Raw genomic sequence first — 20,770 nt, forward strand, 5'->3', positions numbered from 1 at the left:
TGCCAGCCCCAGGCTCGGCTCGTCGAGCATCAGCAAGCGCGGCTGACCCATCAACGCCCGGCCCACCGCCAACATCTGCCGCTCCCCGCCCGAGAGCGTGCCCGCCGCCTGCCGCCGCCGCTCCTTCAAGCGTGGGAACAAACCGAACACGGTCTCCAACTCGCTCATGTAGTGACGCTCCCCGCGCTTCTTGCGCGCGTACGCCCCCAACTGCAAATTGTCCTCCACCGTCATGCTCGAGAACAGTTCGCGCTTCTCCGGCACCAAGCACATGCCGCGTGCCACCCGCGCCTCGATGCTCAACTCCTCGATCGACTCGCCCAGGTACGCGATGTGGCCCGACGCGTGTCCCGTGATCGGCAACGCGCCCATCAAGCCATTGAGCAACGTCGACTTGCCCGCCCCGTTCGGCCCGATCACCGTCACGATCTGACCCGCCTGCACCCGCAAGCGCGCCCCGTGCAAGGCCTCCACCTTGCCGTAGCGCACCGCGAACTCGCTCACCTCTAGAATTGGTGCGCTCGTCGGGTTCGCGTGGGGGCTGCTCGTGCTGCCCCGCGCATTGTCCTGGCTCGTTGCGGCCACCGGCGTGCCCTCGCTGCGGTTTGCGTTCATGCTTCCACCCCACCCAAGTACGCCTGCAGCACCGCCGCGTCCTGCTGCACCGTCTCGGGCAGCCCCTCCGCTATCTTCGTGCCGAACTCCATCACCACCAACCGGTCCGTCAGGTTCATCACGAAGTCCATGTCGTGCTCCACCAGCAACACGCTCATCCCCTCTTCCTTGAGCTTCGTGAGCAAGCGCGCCAGCTGCTGTTTCTCCAGATACCGCAGCCCCGCCGCCGGCTCGTCCAACAGCAGCAGCACCGGGTCCGCACACAGCGCGCGCGCAATCTCCAGAATACGCTGCTGGCCCAGCGCCAGGCTGCCCGCCTCCTCGTGCAGGTGCGCGCCCAGCCCCACCCGCTCCAACTGCCGGGCCGCCTCCGCCATCAGTTGCGCTTCCTCCGCGCGGTTCATCCTCAGCACGCTGCGCCACACGCCCGCCCGGCCCCGCAGGTGAGCGCCCAGCGCCACGTTCTCCAGCACCGACATCCCCGCGAGCAGCCGCACATGCTGGAAGGTGCGCCCCACCCCGCGCCGTGCGATCTCGCGCGCGCGCAGCCGCTCGATGCGCTCGCCGTTGAACGTCACCGCCCCCGCGGTGGCCTGCAGCACCCCCGTCACCAAGTTGAAGGTCGTCGACTTGCCCGCCCCGTTCGGCCCGATCAGCCCGATGATCTCGCCGGCCTTCACCTCGAAGCTCACGTCGTTGACCGCCACCAGCCCGCCGAAGGTCTTGCGCACCGCTTCGAGCTTGAGCAGGCTGTGCCCCGCCGGCGGTTGCGTGCGCCGTGCCAGGGGCGCCGCGTTCGGCTCCACCGCCGTGGGTTTTGCGCTGGGCAGCCAGCGGCTCAGGTACGACCACACCCCGTCGCGCGCGTACTGCAGCAACACCACCAGCAGCACCCCGTACACGATGATTTCAAAGTTGCCGCTCTCGCCCAACAGCTTGGGCAGCAGCGTTTGCAGCCAGTCCTGCAGCAGCGTGAGGAGTGCTGCGCCCAGCAGCGCGCCCCACACCTGCGACACGCCCCCCACCACCGCCATGAACAGGTACTCGATGCCGTGATCCAGCCCGAACGGCGTCGGGTTCACCGAGCGCTGCAAGTGCGCGTACAGAAACCCCGAGAGCGCGGCCAGCACCGCCGCGTAGACGAAGATCACCACGCGCAGCCACCCCGTGTTGATGCCGAACGCCTCGGCCATCAGCGTGCCGCCCTTCAGTGCTCGGATCGCCCGCCCCGGGCGGCTGTCCAGCAAATTCAGCAGCGACATCACCGCCAGCACCACCACCGCCCAGATCAGGTAATAGATGCTGCGCCCGCTCTCCAGATGCCAGCCCAGCAGGTTCAGCACCGGGATGCCGTTGATCCCGTCGTACTTGCCCAGGAACTCCAGGTTCCCGAACAGGAAGTACAGCGCCAGGCCCCAGGCGATCGTGCCCAGCGGCAAGAAGTGCCCCGACAAGCGCATCGTCACCGCGCCCAGACACAGCGCCAGCAGCCCCGTGAGCACCACCCCGGCGATCAGCCCCAGCCACGGCGACAAGCCCAGCGTCGTGCTGACATAGCCGGTGGCGTACGCGCCGATCCCCACGAACGCGGCCTGCCCGAACGAGGTCATGCCGCCCACCCCCGTGAGCAGCACCAGCCCCAGCGCCACCAGCGCATACAGCCCGATGTAGTTGAGCAGCGTCACCCAGTATTCCGGGATCTGCACCGGCTGCGGCAGCACCGGCAACAACGCCAGTATCACCGCCAGTCCTAAGAGTCCTCTGTATTTCATGTTGTCTCTTTCATGCTGTGCTTCTCATCCTGTGCTTCGTCCGTGGCATGTCATGCTTCATGTCTCATGCCGGGGGTTTCGTCGTCCGTGCGCGCTACTCTTCGCTGTCGTCCAGCGTATGGCTGGCCAGCGAGCGCCACAGCAGCACCGGGATGATCAGCGTGAACACGATCACCTCCTTGTACGCGCTCGCCCAGAACGACGAGTACGACTCCAGCAGCCCCACCAGCAATGCGCCCGCTGCCGCCAGCGGGTAGCTCGCCAGCCCGCCGATGATCGCCCCCACGAACCCCTTCAGCCCCATCAGGAAGCCCGAGTCGTAGTAGATCGTCGTGAGCGGCGCCACCAGCATCCCGCACCACGCCCCCAGCGCCGCCGCCAGCGTGAACGCCAGCTTGCCCGCCTGCGCCGTGCCGATCCCCATCAGCCGCGCCCCCAACCGGTTCACCGCTGTCGCCCGCAACGCCTTGCCCGACAGCGTGCGCCCGAAGTACACGTACAACGCGCCGATCAGCACCACGCTGCTGCCCATCACCCATAGGCTTTGTCCCGAGATCGTCACGCTACCCAGCGTCACGCTCGCATCCGAGAACGCCGTGGTGCGCGAGCCCTCCGCACCAAACATCAACAAGCCCAGTCCCACCAGCGCGAAGTGCACCCCCACCGAGACGATCAGCAGCAGTAGCGTGCTCGCCTCCGCCAGCGGCGCAAACGCGAGCCGGTAGATCAGCGGGCCCATGGGCGTGACGATCAACAGCGCCAGCCCCACCTGCACCACCAGCGGCAGGTTCGCACCGTACCCCGCCAGCAGCGCCTGCGTGAGCCCGAACACCGCCACCGGGAACAGCACGTAACGCCCCGCCAGTACCGGCAGCGTGCGCCACGCCCGACGCCGCTCGCCCGCGTGGCTGAGCACCCGCGCGCACTCCGCCAGGAAACACCCCGCCCCCAGCACCAGCAGCAGCCAGCACGTGCCCGGCAACTTCTGCATCTGCAGCGCCGCCAGCGTGAGCGCCCCGTACGACACGAACTCCCCCGCAGGGATCAGGATCACCCGCGTCACCGAGAACACCAGCACCAGCGACAGCGCGAGCAGCGCATAGATCGCCCCGCTCGTGATGCCGTCCTGCAGCAGGATCGCCGCGATTGATAAATCCATACTTCCTCGATAAAAAAAACCCGCGCCACCGGCGCGGGGCACCTACGCTTTTACTGCTTCGCTTGACGCCTTACTGCGCGCTTTACCTGATGCCTGACTTACTGCTGCAGCTTCCACTTGCCGTCCACGATCTCCACCATCACCCGTGCCCGCTCATCCAACCCGTTGTGGTTCTGCGGCGTCGTGTTCATGATCCCGTGCGACAGCGGCAAGTCCTTCACGTTCTCCAGCGCCGTGCGCAACGCGGCACGAAACTCGGGCGTGCCGGGCTGCGCCGTCTTCAGTGCCACAGGAACCGCCCGGTTCAGCATCTGACCGGCGTCCCACGCGTGCCCACCGAACGTCGCGATGCTACCCGCGCCGTACACCTTCTCATACGCCTCGCGGTACGTCGTCGCCGACGCCTTCACCGGGTTGCTCGCCGGCAATTGCTCCGACACCAGCAACGGGCCCGCCGGCAGGAACGTACCTTCACACGCACGGCCGCACACGCGCAGGAAGTCGTTGTTCGCCACCCCGTGCGTCTGGTAGATCTTGCCCTTATACCCACGCTCCTTGAGCGCCGACTCCGGCAACGCCGCCGGCGTCCCCGAGCCCGCGATCAGCACCGCGTCCGGGTTCGCGCTCGTGAGCTTCAGGATCTGCCCCGTCACCGACGTGTCGCCCCGGTTGTAGCGCTCCACGTCCACCAACTGCAGGTGGTTCGCCGCCGCCGCCTTCGTGAACTCGCTCAACCAGCTCTCGCCGTACCCGTCCGAGAAGCCGATAAAGCCCACCGACTTCACCCCGTGCTGCGCCATGTGCTGGGCAATCGCGTTAGCCATCAAGCTGTCGTTTTGCGGCACCTTGAACACCCACGCGCGCTTGGCGTCCATCGGCTCGATGATCCCCGCCGACGCCGCCAGCGAGATCACCGGCGTGTGCGTCTCCGCCGCCACCTCCGTCATCGCCAGCGCGTTGGGCGTCACGCTCGAGCCGATCACCGCATCCACGTGGTCCTCGCTCGTGAGCTTGCGCATGTTCTGCACCGCGTGCGTCACGTCCGTCGCGTCGTCCAGCACGATGTACTCCACGCTCTTGCCGCCCATCTCCTTGGGCAGCAGCGCGATCGTGTTCTTCTCCGGAATTCCCAACGACGCCGCCGGGCCCGTCGAGGATAGCGTCACCCCGATCTTGATCTGCGCTTGCGCCATACCCGCGGCGCCCAGCAGACCCACGCCCAACAGCACGCCAGCCACAACCCCAAACTTGTTCTTCTTCTGTACGACCTTCATCTCTCAGTCTCCTCGGTGTGTTCCGCTTCTTTAGCTCAGCGCGGATCGCGATAAAAAATAAACAACTTCAATGACGGCAGCGCATTCCTGCGCCGTCGTGCTCGAGAAAACCGCCTCCTCTGTCACATACGAGGCGGACCCAAAAAATACTTTGGAATACTAATTTATTGACGATGACCGCCGCACCGCAAATCGCAGACCCGCGCGCATAACATGCCGCGACGCCGACAAACACAAGGTAACACCCGATGCCTGACGAAACGCAGACAAGATGCAAACAAGACGCGAGGGGGAATGCAAGCGAAGAGGGGCGATCATAAAAAATTTGGACAAATAAAAAGCGCTGTTGGATTTAACACCCAACAGCGCTTTCCGTGGCACTGAATGCCTTATTGTCTCCTCGTTCCCCGCCTTGCAAATGCGGTGCATCGAACTGACCGAAAGATAAACCATCGACGCCCCTTGCGACAAGCTAGCATTTACCCTAGGAAGGTGCAAAACCGTCCATTTTGGTGAAAGTCGGCAGCATTATCGCGACTGCATGCACCTAGGCAGCGCCGACTTCCACCGCCGCGTTCACGATCTGAGCGGCTTTACCCGCGCTACGATTTCGCCGACGATCCCCCGACGGAACGCCAGCACGCAGAGAATAAAAATGAGTCCGATCACGATGGTGACCGACTCGCCCAGTGAGTTGAACCACTGAACGCCCGTCACAGAGGCCAGGAAGCTCCCGATGTCCCCCAGCCTATCCTCCAGTGCCACGATGATAAACGCGCCCACCAGCGGCCCGAACAAGGTCCCCATGCCACCTACCAGCGTCATCAGGATCACCAGGCCGGAAGTCGACCAATGCGCGTCGCCCAGGGTCTCGAAACCGAGCACCAGCGCCTTGAGCGATCCGGCCAGCGCCGCGAGCCCCGCCGACAGCACGAACGCAAGCAGCTTGAAACGATCGGTGTCATACCCCAGCGAAATTGCGCGTGGCTCATTCTCCTTGATCGCCGCCAGCACCCAACCGAACGGCGAATGCACGATGCGCACGATCAACAGGAACGCTAGCACCATGATCGCGACCACAACGAAATAGAGCGTCAAATCGGAATCGAGCGAGAGCACCCCGAACAGCTTGCCGCGAGCGATGCCCTGCAGGCCGTCTTCGCCGTGCGTAAGCGGTATCTGCAGAAACACGAAATACAGCAGTTGGGCCAGCGCCAGGGTAATCATCGCAAAGTAGATACCTTGGCGGCGAATCGCCAACACCCCCATCACAAACCCCAGCACCACGCCGGCGACCACTCCGGCGAGGATGCCGAGTTCGGGCGTCAGGCCCAGCGTCTGGATCGCGTAACCGGTAACGTAGCCGGCGGAGCCGAGAAACGCCGCGTGCCCGAAAGACAGCAACCCGGTATAGCCGATCAGCAAATTAAATGCCGCGGCAAAAAGCGCAAAGCACAGCACCTTCATCAGGAACAGGGGATACACGCCCAGCCACGGCGCCACCAGCAGGCCCAACAGCAGCAACCCGTAAAGCGCTTTCTTAAGCATTGCTGTCCTTTTACTTTTCTTTACCGAACAGGCCCGCCGGACGAACCAGCAGCACCAGTACCATGATCACGAACACGACGGTCGCCGACCCTTCCGGGTAAAACACGCGCGTGAGCCCTTCCACCACGCCAAGCATCAGGCCGGTCAGGATAGAGCCCATGATCGAACCCATGCCGCCGATCACCACCACCGCAAACACGGTAATGATCATAGGCTGCCCCATCAACGGCGAAATCTGAATCACCGGAGCCGCCAGCACACCCGCAAATGCCGCCAGCGCGAGGCCGAAGGCGTAGGTGAGCGTAACCATCAGCGGCACGTTGATACCAAAGGCTCCGACCAGCCGCGGGTTTTCGGTACCGGCACGCAAATAGGCACCCAGCTTGGTCTTCTCGATCACGAACCAGGTCGCGAAACAAACCGTCAACGACGCCACCACCACCCAGGCGCGGTAGTTCGGCAAGTACATGAAGCCGAGGTTGGTCGCGCCCGTCAACAGTGCAGGTACGTCGTAAGGCTGGCCCGAAGATCCGTAGATCGAACGGAACACGCCTTCGATCACCAAGGTGATGCCGAACGTCAGCAACAAGCCATATAAGTGGTCGAGTTGATAGAGCCAGCGCAACAAGGTGCGCTCAAGCACGATGCCGAACAGGCCGACGACCAAGGGCGCGAGGATCAGCATGGGCCAATAGCCGATGCCGAAATAGGCGAACCCCATCCAGGTGACCATCGCACCGAGCATGAAGGTTGCGCCATGCGAAAAATTGATGACGTTGAGCAGGCCGAAAATCACCGCAAGGCCCAGGCTCAGGATCGCGTAGAACGAGCCGTTCACGAGGCCCAGCAGCAGCTGACTCAGCATAGCCGGCAACGGAATGCCAAAGATATCCATCGAATCGGTCTGTCCGCTTGAATAACCAAAAGAAACGCCCACGTTTGCACGGTGTGCGGTGTAAAGGCGCATGAATGCGTGCAACGCCCGGTCCTGCCTATGGCTAGAGACAGACGCGCCGCGGACCTTGAGGTCACCCGACGCGCCGCCCTTCGCTATTTACCGCTCTTCATATCGTCGATCAAGCCGACGACCCTTCTTCGACGGATGGCCGGGCAGGGGTCGAGGCATAGTCAACTCAACACCCGAGGTACTTCCACGGGGTTACTTCCAGCGAGTTACTTCCACATCGCGCAACGCGTTTCAGCCTTGGTCGTGAAAGCTTGATCGCCCGGCACTGTCGCGACCACCTTGTAGTAGTCCCACGGCTTGGTCGATTCGCTCGGCTTCTTCACTTGCATCAAGTACATGTCGTGAATCATCGAACCATCGGCGCGGATGTAGCCCTTGGCGTAGAAGTCGTTGACGCCAGCCTTCTTCATCTGAGCAGCAACCTTATCCGGATCGGTCGAACCGACTGCCTGAACTGCCTTGAGCCAGTTCATCGTGGCCGAATAGTCAGCCGCCTGCAGGCTGCCCGGCTCTTTCTTCATCTTGTCGAAGTAACGTGCCGCCCATGCGCGCGACGCAGGGTTCTGATCCCAATACCAGCTATCCGTGAGCAACAGGCCTTGCGTGGTCTCCAGGCCCAAACTGTTCACGTCGGCGAGGAAGACCAGCAGTGCCGCGATCTTCATCGTCTTGGTGATGCCAAACTCTTTGGCCGCCTTGATCGAATTCACCGTGTCGCCGCCGGCGTTAGCCAAACCGAGCACCTGCGCCTTCGATGCCTGCGCCTGCAACAGGAACGACGAAAAATCCGATGCCGACAGCGGATGGCGTGCTGCGCCAAGCACCTTGCCGCCATTGGCCAGCACCACCGTGGTGGCAGCCTTCTCAAGCGCCTTGCCGAATGCGTAGTCGGCTGTCAGGAAATACCAGGTCTTGCCATCGGGTTGCTTGGTAATGGCCGAGCCCGCTACCTTCGCAAGCGCGGTGGTGTCATACGCGTAGTGGATCGACAGCGGCGAGCATTGCTCATTGGTCAGATTGTCCGCACCAGCGCCGACGTTGATGTAGAGCTTTTTCTTTTCGATCGCAACTTGGTTGGTCGCCAGTGCCGTGCCCGAGTTGGTGCCGCCGAGGATGAAGTCGACGCCGTCACGGTCGAACCATTCGCGCGCGCGCGATGCGGCGATATCCGGTTTGTTCTGGTGATCGGCCAACAGCAGCTCGATCGGTTTGCCGTTGACCTTGCCGCCGAAATCGGCAATTGCCATGCGCACGGCTTCCACGCCGCCCTGGCCATCGATATCGGCGTACACGCCCGACAAATCCGTGATGAAGCCCATCTTGACCGTATCGCCAGCGGCGTTAGCCACCGGCATGCTGCCCAGCGCCGCAACCATGGTCAAAGCCACCGCACCCGCGAGTTTCTTGAGTTTCATGCCCTGTCTCCCTTGTCGTGAATCTTCTTGTAGGTAAAAAAAACGGATTGCGCAAACCGCGCGTATGTTACTGGCCCCTTACGAGGTCGGCGCCGCTTACGCATACGCCCCCAGCGCTATACGGCGCCACAGCGCAGAACTCCCTCAGACGCCCAGCAATTCGTGCAGCACCGGCATCTTGGCATCAAGCTCGCGAGCATTGAAATGCTCGACGATATTGCCATGCTCCATCACATAAAACCGATCTGCCAAAGGCGCCGCGAACCGGAAATTCTGCTCGACCATCACGACCGTATAACCGCGCGATTTCAGCATCAGGATCATGCGCGCGAGCGCCTGCACGATGACCGGCGCGAGCCCTTCGGAAATCTCGTCGAGCAATAACAGATTCGCGCCCGTACGCAGGATGCGCGCCACCGCCAGCATTTGCTGTTCCCCGCCCGAGAGCCGGGTGCCCTGACTGCCGCGGCGCTCTTTCAGATTCGGAAACATCTCGTAGATTTCATCGATCGACATCGATTTCGCCGAGCGCGAAATTACCGGCGGCAACATCAGGTTCTCTTCGCACGACAAGCTCGCGAAAATACCGCGCTCTTCCGGACAATAACCGACGCCGCAATGCGCGATCTTGTGCGACCGCAGCCCGACGGTTTCACGGCCATTGACCTTGATCGAGCCCGTACGTCGGCCCGTCAAGCCCATGATCGCGCGCATCGTCGTGGTGCGGCCCGCGCCGTTGCGCCCCAGCAAAGTCACCACTTCGCCGCGGTTCACGCGCAAATCGACGCCATGCAGAATGTGGGATTCGCCATACCAGGCCTGCAGCCCGGTGATTTCCAGCGCCGCTTCGCCGTTGGCCGCCTGTTGCGCAGCACTCGGCGCAAGGGTTTCGTTTTCAGCGTGCATCAGCCGTGGGCTCCCTGCAATGCAGCGTCGACGCTGCCCATGTACGCCTGCATGACCAGCGGGTTCTTCGACACTTCGCTGTAGGTACCTTCGGCCAAAACTTCGCCGCGCTGCAAGACAGTGATGGTGTCGGAGATTCCGGCAATCACGTTCATATTGTGTTCGACCATCAGAATGGTGCGACCCGCCGACACTTTCTTGATCAGCGCCGTAACGCGATCGACGTCCTCGTGACCCATGCCCTGCGTCGGCTCATCGAGCAGCATCACCTCGGGTTCCATCGACAGGGTCGTGGCAATCTCGAGCGCGCGTTTGCGCCCATAGGAAAGTTCGACCGTCGCTGTATCGGCGAAATCGCCAAGACCCACTTGCTCGAGTAATTCCATGGCCCGGCCGTTGAGTTCGGTCAACGAGCGTTCACTGCGCCAAAAATAAAAGGACGTGCCCAACTGACGCTGCAGTCCGACTCGCACATTTTGTAGCGCCGTCATGTGCGGAAATACCGCCGAGATCTGGAACGAACGGATCACGCCGCGCCGTGCAATCTCTGCCGGCTTTTCACGCGTGATGTCGATGCCGTTGAAAACGATCTGGCCGGAAGTCGGTTCGAGGAATTTCGTGAGCAGGTTAAAGCAGGTGGTTTTGCCCGCGCCGTTGGGTCCGATCAATGCATGGATCGTACCGCGCCTGACACTCAGGTTCACGCCGCTGACCGCAGTGAAGCCACGAAACTCTTTCGTCAGCCCACGCGTCTCAAGAATGATTTCGTTTTGAATCATGTCCTCTGCCACGGTGTTTTGGATCGGTGATCTGCGCTACGGCCGAGCGCAAAGAAATTCTGATGCGATTCGCGTGCAGCGCAGCATAGGCGCGCGCGCGTGTTACTGTAAAGCACAGCCGGATCGTATTGTCGCAATAATGATGCGCCGCACTTATCGGTGTTTGCACTAACAAATCGCAATCATTTGCTTTTCTGCGAAAACCCAGTACGCAAAAGGGCTTCCCGCCATCGAATCGATGCAGGAAAACCCTCGCCGTAAGCTTTTTGCATGCTGTCGTGCGTGAGCGCCGCCGCGCACGACGTGCGCTCAGCGAGCGCGTCGGGCCGCCCGTATCATCTCGCTCGCGCGTTCCGCAATCATCAATGTCGGCGAATTGGTGTTGCCCGAGGTGATACGCGGCATCACCGAAGCGTCGACCACACGCAGACCCTCGATACCGATCACCCTGAGCTGGCTGTCGACCACGGCCGACGGATCTTCGACGCGCCCCATCGCACACGTGCCGACCGGATGAAAAATGGTTGTGCCGATTCGACCTGCCGCCGACACGAGTTCGTCCTCGCTCTGGAACTCGACCCCGGGCATGATTTCTTCGGGTCGATAACGCGCCAACGCGGGGGCGGCTGCGATACGGCGAGTGAAGCGCAAACCATTCGCCGCAACGTGACGATCATGGTCAGTCGACAGATAATTCGGTGCAATGCGCGGGGCCGCAAAGGGATCTGCCGCTGTGATGTGCACGCTACCGCGCGAGCTTGGCCGCAAATGACAGACCGATGCGGTAAACGCATTGAACGTGTGCAGCGGCTCGCCAAACTTTTCCAGCGACAACGGTTGCACGTGATATTGGATGTCGGGTCGAACGATCGCCGGATCATCGGGGTTCGATTTTGCGAATGCGCCCAACTGTGAAGGCGCCATGCTCATCGGTCCGCTTTGGTTGAATGCATAACGCATGCCGATCGCCAACTTGCCCCACCAATGTGCCTGCAAGGTATTGAGCGTCGACACGCCGGTGACCTTGTACGCCATGCGCAGTTGCAGATGATCCTGCAGGTTTTCGCCGACGCCACTCAAATGATGGATCACGGGTACGCCTAATTGCTGCAGCCGCGCGGCGTCACCGATGCCTGAGCGCTCAAGCAGCGCCGGCGAATTGATCGAACCCGAGGCGAGCAGCACTTCGATGCGTGCCTTGGCGTGATAATCGGCGCCGCCTCCCAGATATTCGACACCGGTGCATCGACGCCCTTCGAAGCTCAGGTGTTTGACTTGCGCGCCGGTAATGATGGTCAGGTTGCCACGCCGCGAAGCCGGCCGTAAGAATGCCTTGGCCGTAGACCAGCGTATGCCGCGCCGCTGGTTCACATCGAAATACCCGACACCGAAGTTGTTGCCGCGGTTGAAGTCCTCGGTCGCCGGCACGCCCACTTCTTCCGCTGCCTTCGCAAACGTTTCAAGTATGTTCCAGCGCAATCGCTGCTTCTCGACTCGCCACTCGCCGCCCTTGCCGTGAAACTCGCTATTGCCGCCGTGATAGTCCTCGCTACGTTTGAATACCGGCAGCACCGAGTCCCATGACCAGCCGGAGTCTGCGGTCAGCTCAGCCCAACCGTCGTAGTCTTCGCGCTGGCCGCGCATATAGATCATGCCGTTGATCGAGGACGATCCGCCCAGCACACGCCCGCGTGGATACGACAGCGCGCGTCCATCGAGGCCGGCCTCGGCTTCGGTCTTGTAGAGCCAGTCGGTACGCGGATTGCCAATGCAATAGAGGTACCCGACGGGGATATGGATCCAATGGTAATCGTCCTTGCCGCCCGCTTCCAGCAACAGTACTGATACCTCGGGATCCTCGGTCAGACGGTTGGCCAGTACGCAGCCCGCCGTGCCTGCGCCGACGATGATGTAATCGTATTCACCTTCTAAGGTCGCCACGGCGAGTCTCCCTGCTACTGTTATTTTTTGTACTTATCTGAACGACGGCTTGTTGCCTGTTTGCGCTAGGCCCCTATCGGACCCACCTCACGATCGCCGCTCGATCTTGCGCCGCGCGTCGGAGCCAGAATATTAGATTGACTCATAACTGTTCTCTCTGTGGACCGCGTATCAGCTAGGCCAACCCTTTGCCCAAGCGTTGTGCCGATTCAACACCGTGCTCCAACACGGCCATCCGCCCACCGTGGTACAAAGGATAGAGCGTGTTGCGACGCACTTTCCAATGATTTCTTTTGAGATCAGATATAAATCCTGCTTATATTGCTGATATGGACCTTACTCTACTACGCGCGTTTGTGATGGTGGCTCGCGAGGGCAACCTGACCCGTGCCGCCGTCCAGCTACATTTGACGCAGCCGGCTGTGAGCTTGCGCATCAAGCATTTGCAGGAAATCCTCAATCTGGCTTTGTTTTCACGTAATGCGCACGGTCTGACGCTCACGCGCGATGGCCAAGCCTTGTTGCCGTTGGCCGAACGCACGCTGGCCAGTGCAACCGACCTGGAGCGCGCGGCTGCCGCAATGCGCGAGACGGTGCGCGGCCAATTGCGTATCGGCACCATTCTCGACCCCGAATTTCTGCGTCTGGGCGGATTTTTCAAACGCCTGGTGGAGGGCTATCCGCAGATCGAAACCGGTTTACGCCACGGCATGTCGGGTTGGGTGCTGGAACAAGTCGCCGCCGGCGAACTCGATGTCGGTTATTACATCGGCGAGCCCCAGGCTCCCGCGGCCGGGCAACCGGCCTTATATACGGTCGCGCTCACCCCGTTCAACTATCGGGTGCTGGCGCCGGCCGGCTGGAAAGACCGCGTGAGCGGGCGAGACTGGTCGGCACTTGCGGCCTTGCCGTGGATCTGGACGCCTCCGGCGTCGGCACACCATCGGCTGCTGTGCGCGATCTTCGGCGCATTGGGAGTTTCGCCACTCAAAGTTGCCGAAGTCGACCAGGAAAGTTCGATGCTGGATTTGGTCAAATCGGGTATCGGTTTGAGCTTGGCGCGCGACGCGATTGCGCTGCGCGAGGCCCATGCGCACGGGCTCGCAATTGCCGACAGCGTAACGGTTGCCACGCAATTGTCATTCGTGACCCTCGCACAGCGACGCGAAGAACCGGCGATCGCCGCGGCGCTGCAATTAATCAAAGAACAGTGGGCAGCGTAAGCGGACAATAAGTACACTACGCACAGAACCATACTCCGCTTCCGGGCTCAAACCCCTTCAATTCACGCTCAAGAGGTCCACATGGCTCGCAATATCGAAATCAAAGCTCGCATCGACAATTACGATGAACTGGTGGAACGCGCGGCAGCAATGGCCGAACATCCCCCTCTGTCATACCGCCAGCACGACACATTTTATGAAGTGCCCTCGGGTCGACTGAAACTGCGCCGCTTTGACGACGGATCGCCTGCCGAACTGATTTTCTATCAACGCGATGACGCCGATGGCCCCAAGGTTTCGTTCTACATGCGCAGCCCCGTCACCAATGTCGAGGCCACCCAGGCGTTGTTCGCGGCAGCACTGAAGATACGCGGTAACGTTTCCAAGGAACGGCTGGTTTATCTGGTCGACCGCTCCCGCATCCAGCTCGATCGCGTCGAAGGCTTGGGCGATTTCGTCGAAATCGAAGTGGTGCTGGCGCAAGACGACGACGAAGCCACCGGCGAAAAAGAAGCGTTCAAGATGTTCGAGAAATTGGGCATTCCCAGCGAATCTTTCGTCCCCGGTTCTTACATCGATTTGCTCAACGCCCGCTGAATCGACGACAACGCGCGACGACAACCCGCGACAATAGCCCGCGACAATAACCACGCGCCGGCAACCAAGCGACTTCAGCCGCTCAGCCCGTTCTCGCCTCCGGCACCGTTCGATCAGCTCGCGGCGGTGCCCGGCGAAAGCTGGCTGAGCGGATAAGCGCCGTTGCGCTTGAAGGTAGTCAACACGATGTTGGAGCGCACGCTATCGACGCCCGGCACTCGCATCAGTTTCTTCATGACGAAGGTCGATAGCGCATTGAGGTCGGCGCTGACGATGCGCAACATGTAATCGGCGTCGCCCACCACGGCATGACATTCGAGCACCTCTGGCAGGAGCTCGATCTGCTGCTGGAACTGCTCGATGATCGAGTCGCCTTGATGCTTGAGCTTCAGGCTAGTGAAGGCCGTTACGCTGAGCCCAAGCTTTTCCGGGCGCAGGATCACTTGGTACCCATCGATCACCCCCGCCGATTCAAGCCGCTGCAGGCGCCGCCCGATCTGCGACGGCGACAACGGTACCTGTTCGCCCAATTGCTGATGGGTCGCACGACCGAAGCGCTGCAGTACCTCAAGCAGCGCCAAATCGAAGTGATCTAACTCCAGCATGGCAATCTCCCGCAAAAATTCGATTCATTTTGCAGGATTATTGCATATGAAGCGTAAACTCATCGCCCCATGCGCGAACGGAGCGCTTTATTTGCGGCGAAGCTCACTTGATTCAATTTGCGTTTCTGAACCGCCTAGCCGCCAGGACGCCTGCCCACCAGAAATCGTGCTCGATATCGTGCAAAAGCGAATTGTGCAAGAATGACTCACACTCTGGGCGCGCGATGGCACGCCTCATTCATACCGCTTCGCAGCAAAGGCTACATGATGCACAAACTCACTTCAGAAGAACGCGCGACGCTGTTGCCCACGCTCGCGGGTTGGGTCGCCACCCCTGGCCGGGACGCGATACATAAGCAATTCGTTTTCCCCGATTTCAACGCGGCATTCGGCTTCATGTCGCGTGTGGCGCTCAAGGCCGAGCGGCTCGATCATCACCCGGAGTGGTTCAACGTCTGGAATAAGGTCGATATCACGTTGACGACTCACGATGCCGAGGGCGTGACCGCCCGCGATATCGAATTGGCTCGCTTTATCGAGAGCATCGCGCCTCAACCCTGAACAAAAACTGAAACTTAGAGCCCGGCGATAGGGCCAGAGATGGGCCAAAGACGGGCTAAATAGGGGCTAGATGCCGGCCAAAACGCACGAAAACCTGCGAAAAGCCGTCAAAACGTCAGCCGATTGTAATCTATGCCCCTCCATTCATAAGCGATTCGTAAGACTGATACGCCATTAGCGCATTTGGCTCAAGTTCACTTAGCGGAAGCGTCTTACGCCGCTGTACAATCATCAGAGCATAAGGTTTCGATAAGGCATTGGCCTGCTGGCACAACTTCATTTCGTCACCGTACGAAGGAAGTTGGGCACGCCAATAATTGATCGCCGCCTCGAGCTGCGTGATGTCGATTTCCCGCATGCCGGCGTTATGCCCGGGTTGGTCCACATGCCTCGATCCGGCGGCCGGATCGGTAGCGGAACTCGATTGTGTCGCGAGATCTGTCATAGGTCCTTCATCGGTCCTTTAGTGCCCTTCATGTCTGGCTTGCGGGCTACCCGGGTCTGCGAACGAGAGCGCCCCTTTCAAATTGTACTTGAGCGATAGCTATGCGACTCCTACTCATCGAAGACGACCGCCCGATCGCGCGCGGTATCCAAAGCAGCCTCGAACAAACCGGCTTCACGGTCGACATGGTTCATGACGGCATTTTCGCCGAACAAGCGTTTGCGCAGAACCGTCACGACCTGATTATCCTGGACCTGGGCTTGCCCGGCCTGGACGGCATGACCTTGCTCTCGCGCCTGCGCCAGCACAACCGCCATACCCCGGTGATTATCCTCACTGCGCGCGACGAACTCGACGATCGTCTACAAGGCCTGAACAGCGGCGCCGACGACTATATCTCCAAACCGTTCGAGCCCGCTGAACTCGAAGCGCGGATTCGCACGGTACTGCGTCGCAGCGGCACGCACGGCGTGATCTCTCGCCCCGAAATCACCTTGGGTGGCGTGCGCCTGTCGGGCGTAGACCGCCGTATCTTCAACCAGGACAAGCCACTCGAATTGTCGCCGCGCGAGTTCGCCGTACTCGAAATGCTGTTGCAACGGCATGGCCGCGTGGTGAGCAAGGCCCAATTGCAAGACCACTTGACCCATTTCGGCGGCGACCTGGGAGACACAGCCATCGAAGTGTACGTCCACCGCGTGCGCAAAAAACTTGAAGGCTGCCGCGTCGAGATCGTGACCGTGCGCGGCTTCGGCTATCTGCTCCAGGAAATCGCTTAAGTTCGGCTGGGCTGGGCCGAGCGTCTCTTAAAGTTAAAGCATTCGAGCATTAAAGCATTTTGGAAACACACATGCTTATGCCCACTTCCGTTCCCGCGGTCAGTCTACGGCATACGTTGCTGCGGCGGCTGATCGCGCCGCTTTCCCTGCTTGCGCTGGCCAGCGGCATGGTCGCCTTCGGACTCGCTTTTCGATATACCGAACGCACCGTCGACCGCTCGCTGACCGAATTCGCCAATGCCATGGCTCAGCAGTTTCTCAGCGCGAACACGACACCGCTTATCACCGTGCCGCAACTCGGCGATGCGATGTTCTCCGACCCCGCCGATCACCTGACTTATCGCGTGACCGACGGCGTACATGAGATCGCCGGCCAATCGAACTTGCCGCTCACCGGCACCTTCGTGCGCGATACCCGCCGCGCCGTGATTTTCGAATCGGATTTCGAGGGCGGTGCGGTACGGGTCGCGCAGATCAAGGTCAAGCGCGCAGATGGAAGCGTTGTGACCGTCGAGGTTGGACAGCGGCTTGCGCGGCTATATCGGCTTGCGGCAGAATCGCTGCTTGCCGTGATGACCCCCTTATTACTGCTGCTGGTGGCCGGCTGGCTGATCGTGCTCGGCGCCGTGAACCGACAGCTCAAACCGCTTACCCAACTGGCCGATTCATTGAACCGGCAGACGCACACGTCGCTGGAACCCGTTGACGAAACGTTCGTGCCCGCCGAAATCCGGCCGCTGACCGGCGCATTGAACGCGCTGCTGGCACGCCTCAAAACCGCACTCGATGCGCAGCGCAGTTTTATCGCCGATGCCGCGCATCAATTGCGCACGCCGCTCACCGCCCTCAAACTGCATGCGGAACAAGCCGCCACGGCGCGTGACCCTCAAGCGGTTCAAGTTGCCGTGCAGGAGTTGCGTGCTTCCGTCGACCGGGCAGTTCGTTTGTCCAATCAGTTGTTATCGCTGGCACGCGCCGAGCCGGGCGAGCACGTGGCGCAATTCTCCAAGGTCGATCTCGCATTGCTGGCGTTCGACACGGGCGCCGAATCCGTGCCACGGGCGTTGGCTCATGGCGTCGACATGGGCTTTCAGCGACTTGACGCAGCAGCCGGCGAGGCCGGTAGCGGCTCGCCCCTGTACGTGATGAGCAACGCGATATTGTTGCGCGAGGCGTTGGCCAATCTGATCGACAACGCGCTGAAATATGCAACGCCGCGCGATGACGAGGGCGGGCGTCTCACGTTGAGCGTGGGAACAAAGCGCACGCCGGGCGAACCCGCTCAAGCCGAACTGGTGGTCGAAGACGATGGGCCGGGTGTGCCACCCGAGATGCGGACGGATCTTTTCAAACGCTTTTTTCGCGGCGACGCGCAAACCAACGCCGCCAGCGGCGCCGGTCTGGGGCTCGCGATCGTGCGCGATATCACGGTGCTGCATGGCGGCGATATCTATTACGAAGACGCGCCCGGCGGCGGTTCCCGCTTCGTCATCCGGCTACCGCTTGCAATTTGAAACTGCTGGGTACTTAAAGCCAAACCAAGGCTGGATGAAGATCAGACCCAAGATTAGACCCAAGCTCAAACCCAAGATCAACCGCTTCAAGGTTTAAGACTTGGGCGCCAGCATCGTGCCCCGACACTTCGATGCGCCGCACAGGCATAAATAGTCACGCTTGAGTGCCTTGGTATAACGCGCGTCGATGACCAGGCCGTAATCGTAGAAGAGTTCCTCGCCGGCTTTGATCGCTCGACGCGCCTTGATGAACACGCGGCCATCGATTTCCTCGGCTTCGCAGTTCGGCTTGCACGAGTGATTGATCCAACGGGCGTTGTTGCCCTTGATCTTGCCGTCGATGACACCACCGCTATCGAGCGAAAAATAAAACGTGTGATTGGGGTGATCCGGATCGTGAGGATGGCGCCGCAACGCTTCATCCCAGGAGATGCGCTCACCCTTGTATTCGATCAGGCGTTCGTTAGCGGCCAGCGCGACGCTTGCGAACACCCCGCGCCCGTGCACTCCCGAGCGACGCACCACAATACGGGGCAAAGCCATGCTTCGATACCTCATTGCTAAAGATGGACTGCAAGGCGGGCTGCAACCCGGTCCGGACGACCCGTCGGGCGCAATCCGGCTGGCCCGCTCCCTTATAGTGGCAGGTCATTATTGCGTTGCCAAGATGGAGCGAAGCAGCCCGATATCAGCGTTGCCCGAACTGAATGTCGCCAAACAGATGTTTGTATTGATGTGGATTGCAGCGCCAATATTGCTTGGGAGCACTGACTTGCGCGCCCAGCTCGGCCGCAGCATGCCACGGCCAGCGCGGATCGTACAGCATTGCGCGCGCCATGGCGACCATATCGGCTTGGCCACTTGCGACAATCTGCTCGGCCTGACGGGGTTCCGTGACCAAACCGACGGCGATCGTCGGCAGGCCTACCTCACGTTTGACGACTTCGGCGAACGGTAGTTGATAACCGGGGCCCAACGCGATTTTTTGCAGCGGCGACACACCGCCGCTCGACACGTCGATCCAGTCGCAGTTGCGGGTTTTAAGTTCCCGAGCAAACACCAGCGTCTGCGGCAGATCCCAGCCGCCCTCGACCCAGTCGGTCGCCGATACCCGTACGCCCACCGGTATGCCGTCGGGCACTACCGCACGCACTGCATCGAATACTTCGAGCGGAAAGCGCATCCGGTTTTCCAGCGAGCCGCCATAGGCGTCACTGCGCTGGTTCGCCAACGGCGAGAGGAATTGATGCAACAGATAACCGTGCGCCGCATGTAACTCGATCGCCTGGAAACCGAGACGAACCGCGCGCTTGGCTGACGCGACAAAAGCCGTCCTGATCCGTTCAAGACCGGCCTCGTCCAGCGCCAGCGGCGCCGACTCACCTTCTTTGTGCGGCACCGCCGAAGGCCCAACCGTTTGCCAACCACCTTGCGCCACGCTCACCAACTGGCCGCCTTCCCATGGCGCACCGCTCGATGCCTTGCGGCCCGCATGCGATAACTGGATCGCAAGTGGAATGGGGCTATACCGTCGAATTGCCGTGACCACGCGTGCGATCGCTTGTTCGGTCGCATCCGACCACAAACCCAGATCGGCCGCGGTAATCATGCCTTCCGGTTCGACGGCCGTGGCCTCGACGCAAAGCAGGCCCGCTCCAGAAACCGCAAGCTGCCCGAGATGCATCATGTGCCAGTCGGTGGCTTGCCCCGCCTCGGCGGAATATTGGCACATCGGCGATACAACGAGCCGATTCGGCAGTGTCAGTTCGCGCAGCGAAAACGGAGAAAAAAGTATGCTCATAAGAAGACGATTTCAGGCCTGACAAGAGTAAACAACGCAGCAAACCATGCCGAGCAGCGAGCTTCCCGCACGCGGCCTCGCACGCAATGTCTCGTACTGGCCCATACACGCACTCGCACGTATTCACCCGCACTTACACAGCGTGCACCCGTGAATACTCTCTCTGCCCTGAGCGCCGCACTCAATTACCGGAAAAAATCTTCCAGGCTTTGCGCTGCTGCAATGCATCGCCTTCGTCATAGAACGAACAATCCAGGCGCACCCCGGTATCGTCATATTGAATCTTGAGCAGGTTGCAATGATGAACGGCCTGCTTGCGCGCGCTCGCACGACCCGGCTCAAAATGGCTGCAACTCAAGCACATGCGGTGCAGCGGGATGGTCTCTTTAAGCTCGAGGTCCCGAATCACTTTGACTAGCGAACGATATAGAGCCACCTGCTCGCCGCCGCTCAGAATATCGACAGCGCCCGAGAGAAAGCCCGGCCACTGCAGTGCCTTGCGTGCCGCGGTACGTCCTCGGCTTGTCAGTCGCACCGCGAGTGCACGGCCATCGTCCAGTGCTCGACGCTTTTCAACCAGCCCTTTGGTTTCCAACGTACTCACCGCGTCGCTCGTGGTCGCTGCCGTCAACGCTGTTTCGCGTGCGATCTCGCCCAGGCGAAGCGATTCCTTGCGTTGCATCAGCAGCACCAGGATTTCTCCCTGAGTCGGCGTAAGCCCGACTTGTTCGGCCCAGTTCCAGGCCTCGCTGCGCATCGCGGTACTTAACCGTAACAGACTGTGGGTGATTCGACCGGTGGCCTGGTCGCCGTAAATGCCTTCGCTCATAGTAATCAGTCGGTAAGCGGCCGTTTGACGTGCCGCTGGA

20 protein-coding genes are annotated in these 20,770 nt (G+C 60.9%); 5 read left to right on the forward strand and 15 right to left on the reverse strand.

Translation table 11 applies throughout. The features are described from left to right. The 10 genes from GSQ77_RS21350 to GSQ77_RS21395 form a co-directional block, all read right to left on the reverse strand. A partial coding sequence (locus GSQ77_RS21350; protein WP_158906438.1) for an ABC transporter ATP-binding protein occupies nucleotides 1-615 on the reverse strand: 615 nt, incomplete at its 3' end. Further along, nucleotides 612-2,387, reverse strand: coding sequence for an ATP-binding cassette domain-containing protein (locus tag GSQ77_RS21355; protein WP_158904752.1), 1,776 nt, complete (start codon nucleotides 2,385-2,387; stop codon nucleotides 612-614). The genes GSQ77_RS21355 and GSQ77_RS21350, both read right to left, overlap by 4 nt. 94 nt (nucleotides 2,388-2,481) lie before the next feature. Continuing rightward, complete coding sequence (locus GSQ77_RS21360) at nucleotides 2,482-3,546, reverse strand: branched-chain amino acid ABC transporter permease (RefSeq protein ID WP_158904753.1); 1,065 nt, start codon at nucleotides 3,544-3,546, stop codon at nucleotides 2,482-2,484. Between the two features lie 98 nt (nucleotides 3,547-3,644). Further along, nucleotides 3,645-4,739 (reverse strand): ABC transporter substrate-binding protein, encoded by a 1,095-nt coding sequence (locus GSQ77_RS21365; RefSeq protein WP_254067818.1) that lies wholly within the window; start codon nucleotides 4,737-4,739, stop codon nucleotides 3,645-3,647. A 657-nt stretch (nucleotides 4,740-5,396) separates the two neighbouring features. Next, complete coding sequence (locus tag GSQ77_RS21370; protein WP_158904755.1) at nucleotides 5,397-6,368, reverse strand: branched-chain amino acid ABC transporter permease; 972 nt, start codon at nucleotides 6,366-6,368, stop codon at nucleotides 5,397-5,399. A 10-nt stretch (nucleotides 6,369-6,378) separates the two neighbouring features. Beyond that, nucleotides 6,379-7,263 (reverse strand): branched-chain amino acid ABC transporter permease, encoded by an 885-nt coding sequence (locus tag GSQ77_RS21375; protein WP_158904756.1) that lies wholly within the window; start codon nucleotides 7,261-7,263, stop codon nucleotides 6,379-6,381. 278 nt (nucleotides 7,264-7,541) lie between these two features. Next, nucleotides 7,542-8,750, reverse strand: a complete 1,209-nt coding sequence (locus GSQ77_RS21380) for an ABC transporter substrate-binding protein (RefSeq protein WP_158904757.1) — start codon at nucleotides 8,748-8,750, stop codon at nucleotides 7,542-7,544. 144 nt (nucleotides 8,751-8,894) lie between these two features. Further along, nucleotides 8,895-9,656, reverse strand: a complete 762-nt coding sequence (locus GSQ77_RS21385; RefSeq protein WP_158904758.1) for an ABC transporter ATP-binding protein — start codon at nucleotides 9,654-9,656, stop codon at nucleotides 8,895-8,897. Further along, nucleotides 9,656-10,435, reverse strand: coding sequence for an ABC transporter ATP-binding protein (locus GSQ77_RS21390; RefSeq protein ID WP_158904759.1), 780 nt, complete (start codon nucleotides 10,433-10,435; stop codon nucleotides 9,656-9,658). The genes GSQ77_RS21385 and GSQ77_RS21390 overlap by 1 nt, the downstream gene beginning before the upstream one ends. Before the next feature lie 309 nt (nucleotides 10,436-10,744). Further along, nucleotides 10,745-12,376, reverse strand: a complete 1,632-nt coding sequence (locus tag GSQ77_RS21395; protein ID WP_254067731.1) for a GMC family oxidoreductase — start codon at nucleotides 12,374-12,376, stop codon at nucleotides 10,745-10,747. A 329-nt stretch (nucleotides 12,377-12,705) separates the two neighbouring features. Between GSQ77_RS21395 and GSQ77_RS21400 the strand changes: the two genes are divergently transcribed. Both GSQ77_RS21400 and GSQ77_RS21405 read left to right on the forward strand, forming a co-directional pair. Continuing rightward, the gene (locus tag GSQ77_RS21400; protein ID WP_158904760.1) at nucleotides 12,706-13,599 is read left to right on the forward strand and encodes a LysR family transcriptional regulator; all 894 of its coding nucleotides are present in this window, start codon (nucleotides 12,706-12,708) and stop codon (nucleotides 13,597-13,599) included. Between the two features lie 81 nt (nucleotides 13,600-13,680). Continuing rightward, nucleotides 13,681-14,196: a class IV adenylate cyclase gene (locus GSQ77_RS21405; RefSeq protein ID WP_158904761.1), complete on the forward strand. Its 516-nt coding sequence runs from the start codon at nucleotides 13,681-13,683 to the stop codon at nucleotides 14,194-14,196. Nucleotides 14,197-14,309: 113 nt separating this feature from the next. On the opposite strand, the gene GSQ77_RS21410 is transcribed toward GSQ77_RS21405, so the two are convergent. Further along, on the reverse strand, nucleotides 14,310-14,801 hold the full coding sequence (locus GSQ77_RS21410) for an Lrp/AsnC family transcriptional regulator (protein ID WP_158904762.1): 492 nt from the start codon (nucleotides 14,799-14,801) through the stop codon (nucleotides 14,310-14,312). A 264-nt stretch (nucleotides 14,802-15,065) separates the two neighbouring features. Here GSQ77_RS21410 and GSQ77_RS21415 point away from each other — a divergent pair, with 264 nt between their 5' ends. Continuing rightward, the gene (locus tag GSQ77_RS21415) at nucleotides 15,066-15,362 is read left to right on the forward strand and encodes a 4a-hydroxytetrahydrobiopterin dehydratase (RefSeq protein WP_158904763.1); all 297 of its coding nucleotides are present in this window, start codon (nucleotides 15,066-15,068) and stop codon (nucleotides 15,360-15,362) included. A gap of 130 nt (nucleotides 15,363-15,492) precedes the next feature. On the opposite strand, the gene GSQ77_RS21420 is transcribed toward GSQ77_RS21415, so the two are convergent. Beyond that, nucleotides 15,493-15,720 carry a DUF3717 domain-containing protein gene (locus GSQ77_RS21420; protein ID WP_158906442.1) on the reverse strand — a complete coding sequence of 76 codons (228 nt, stop codon included), beginning with the start codon at nucleotides 15,718-15,720 and terminating at the stop codon, nucleotides 15,493-15,495. Between the two features lie 188 nt (nucleotides 15,721-15,908). Here GSQ77_RS21420 and GSQ77_RS21425 point away from each other — a divergent pair, with 188 nt between their 5' ends. Further along, nucleotides 15,909-16,586 carry a response regulator transcription factor gene (locus GSQ77_RS21425; RefSeq protein ID WP_158904764.1) on the forward strand — a complete coding sequence of 226 codons (678 nt, stop codon included), beginning with the start codon at nucleotides 15,909-15,911 and terminating at the stop codon, nucleotides 16,584-16,586. 77 nt (nucleotides 16,587-16,663) lie between these two features. Continuing rightward, nucleotides 16,664-18,100, forward strand: coding sequence for a sensor histidine kinase (locus GSQ77_RS21430; RefSeq protein ID WP_158906444.1), 1,437 nt, complete (start codon nucleotides 16,664-16,666; stop codon nucleotides 18,098-18,100). A 93-nt stretch (nucleotides 18,101-18,193) separates the two neighbouring features. Here GSQ77_RS21430 and GSQ77_RS21435 read toward each other — a convergent pair whose 3' ends face one another. The 3 genes from GSQ77_RS21435 to GSQ77_RS21445 form a co-directional block, all read right to left on the reverse strand. Continuing rightward, a complete protein-coding gene (locus tag GSQ77_RS21435; RefSeq protein WP_158904765.1) occupies nucleotides 18,194-18,643 on the reverse strand; it encodes an SET domain-containing protein in 450 nt (149 codons plus the stop codon). 145 nt (nucleotides 18,644-18,788) lie between these two features. Then, complete coding sequence (locus GSQ77_RS21440; protein WP_158904766.1) at nucleotides 18,789-19,901, reverse strand: NADH:flavin oxidoreductase/NADH oxidase; 1,113 nt, start codon at nucleotides 19,899-19,901, stop codon at nucleotides 18,789-18,791. Between the two features lie 181 nt (nucleotides 19,902-20,082). Continuing rightward, entirely contained in the window at nucleotides 20,083-20,730 is a 648-nt protein-coding gene (locus GSQ77_RS21445; protein WP_158904767.1) for a MarR family winged helix-turn-helix transcriptional regulator, read from the reverse strand. Nucleotides 20,731-20,770: the final 40 nt, after the last annotated feature.

The organism is Burkholderia sp. L27(2015) (genome assembly GCF_009765705.1).
In the GTDB taxonomy this organism is placed as follows: domain Bacteria; phylum Pseudomonadota; class Gammaproteobacteria; order Burkholderiales; family Burkholderiaceae; genus LMUX01.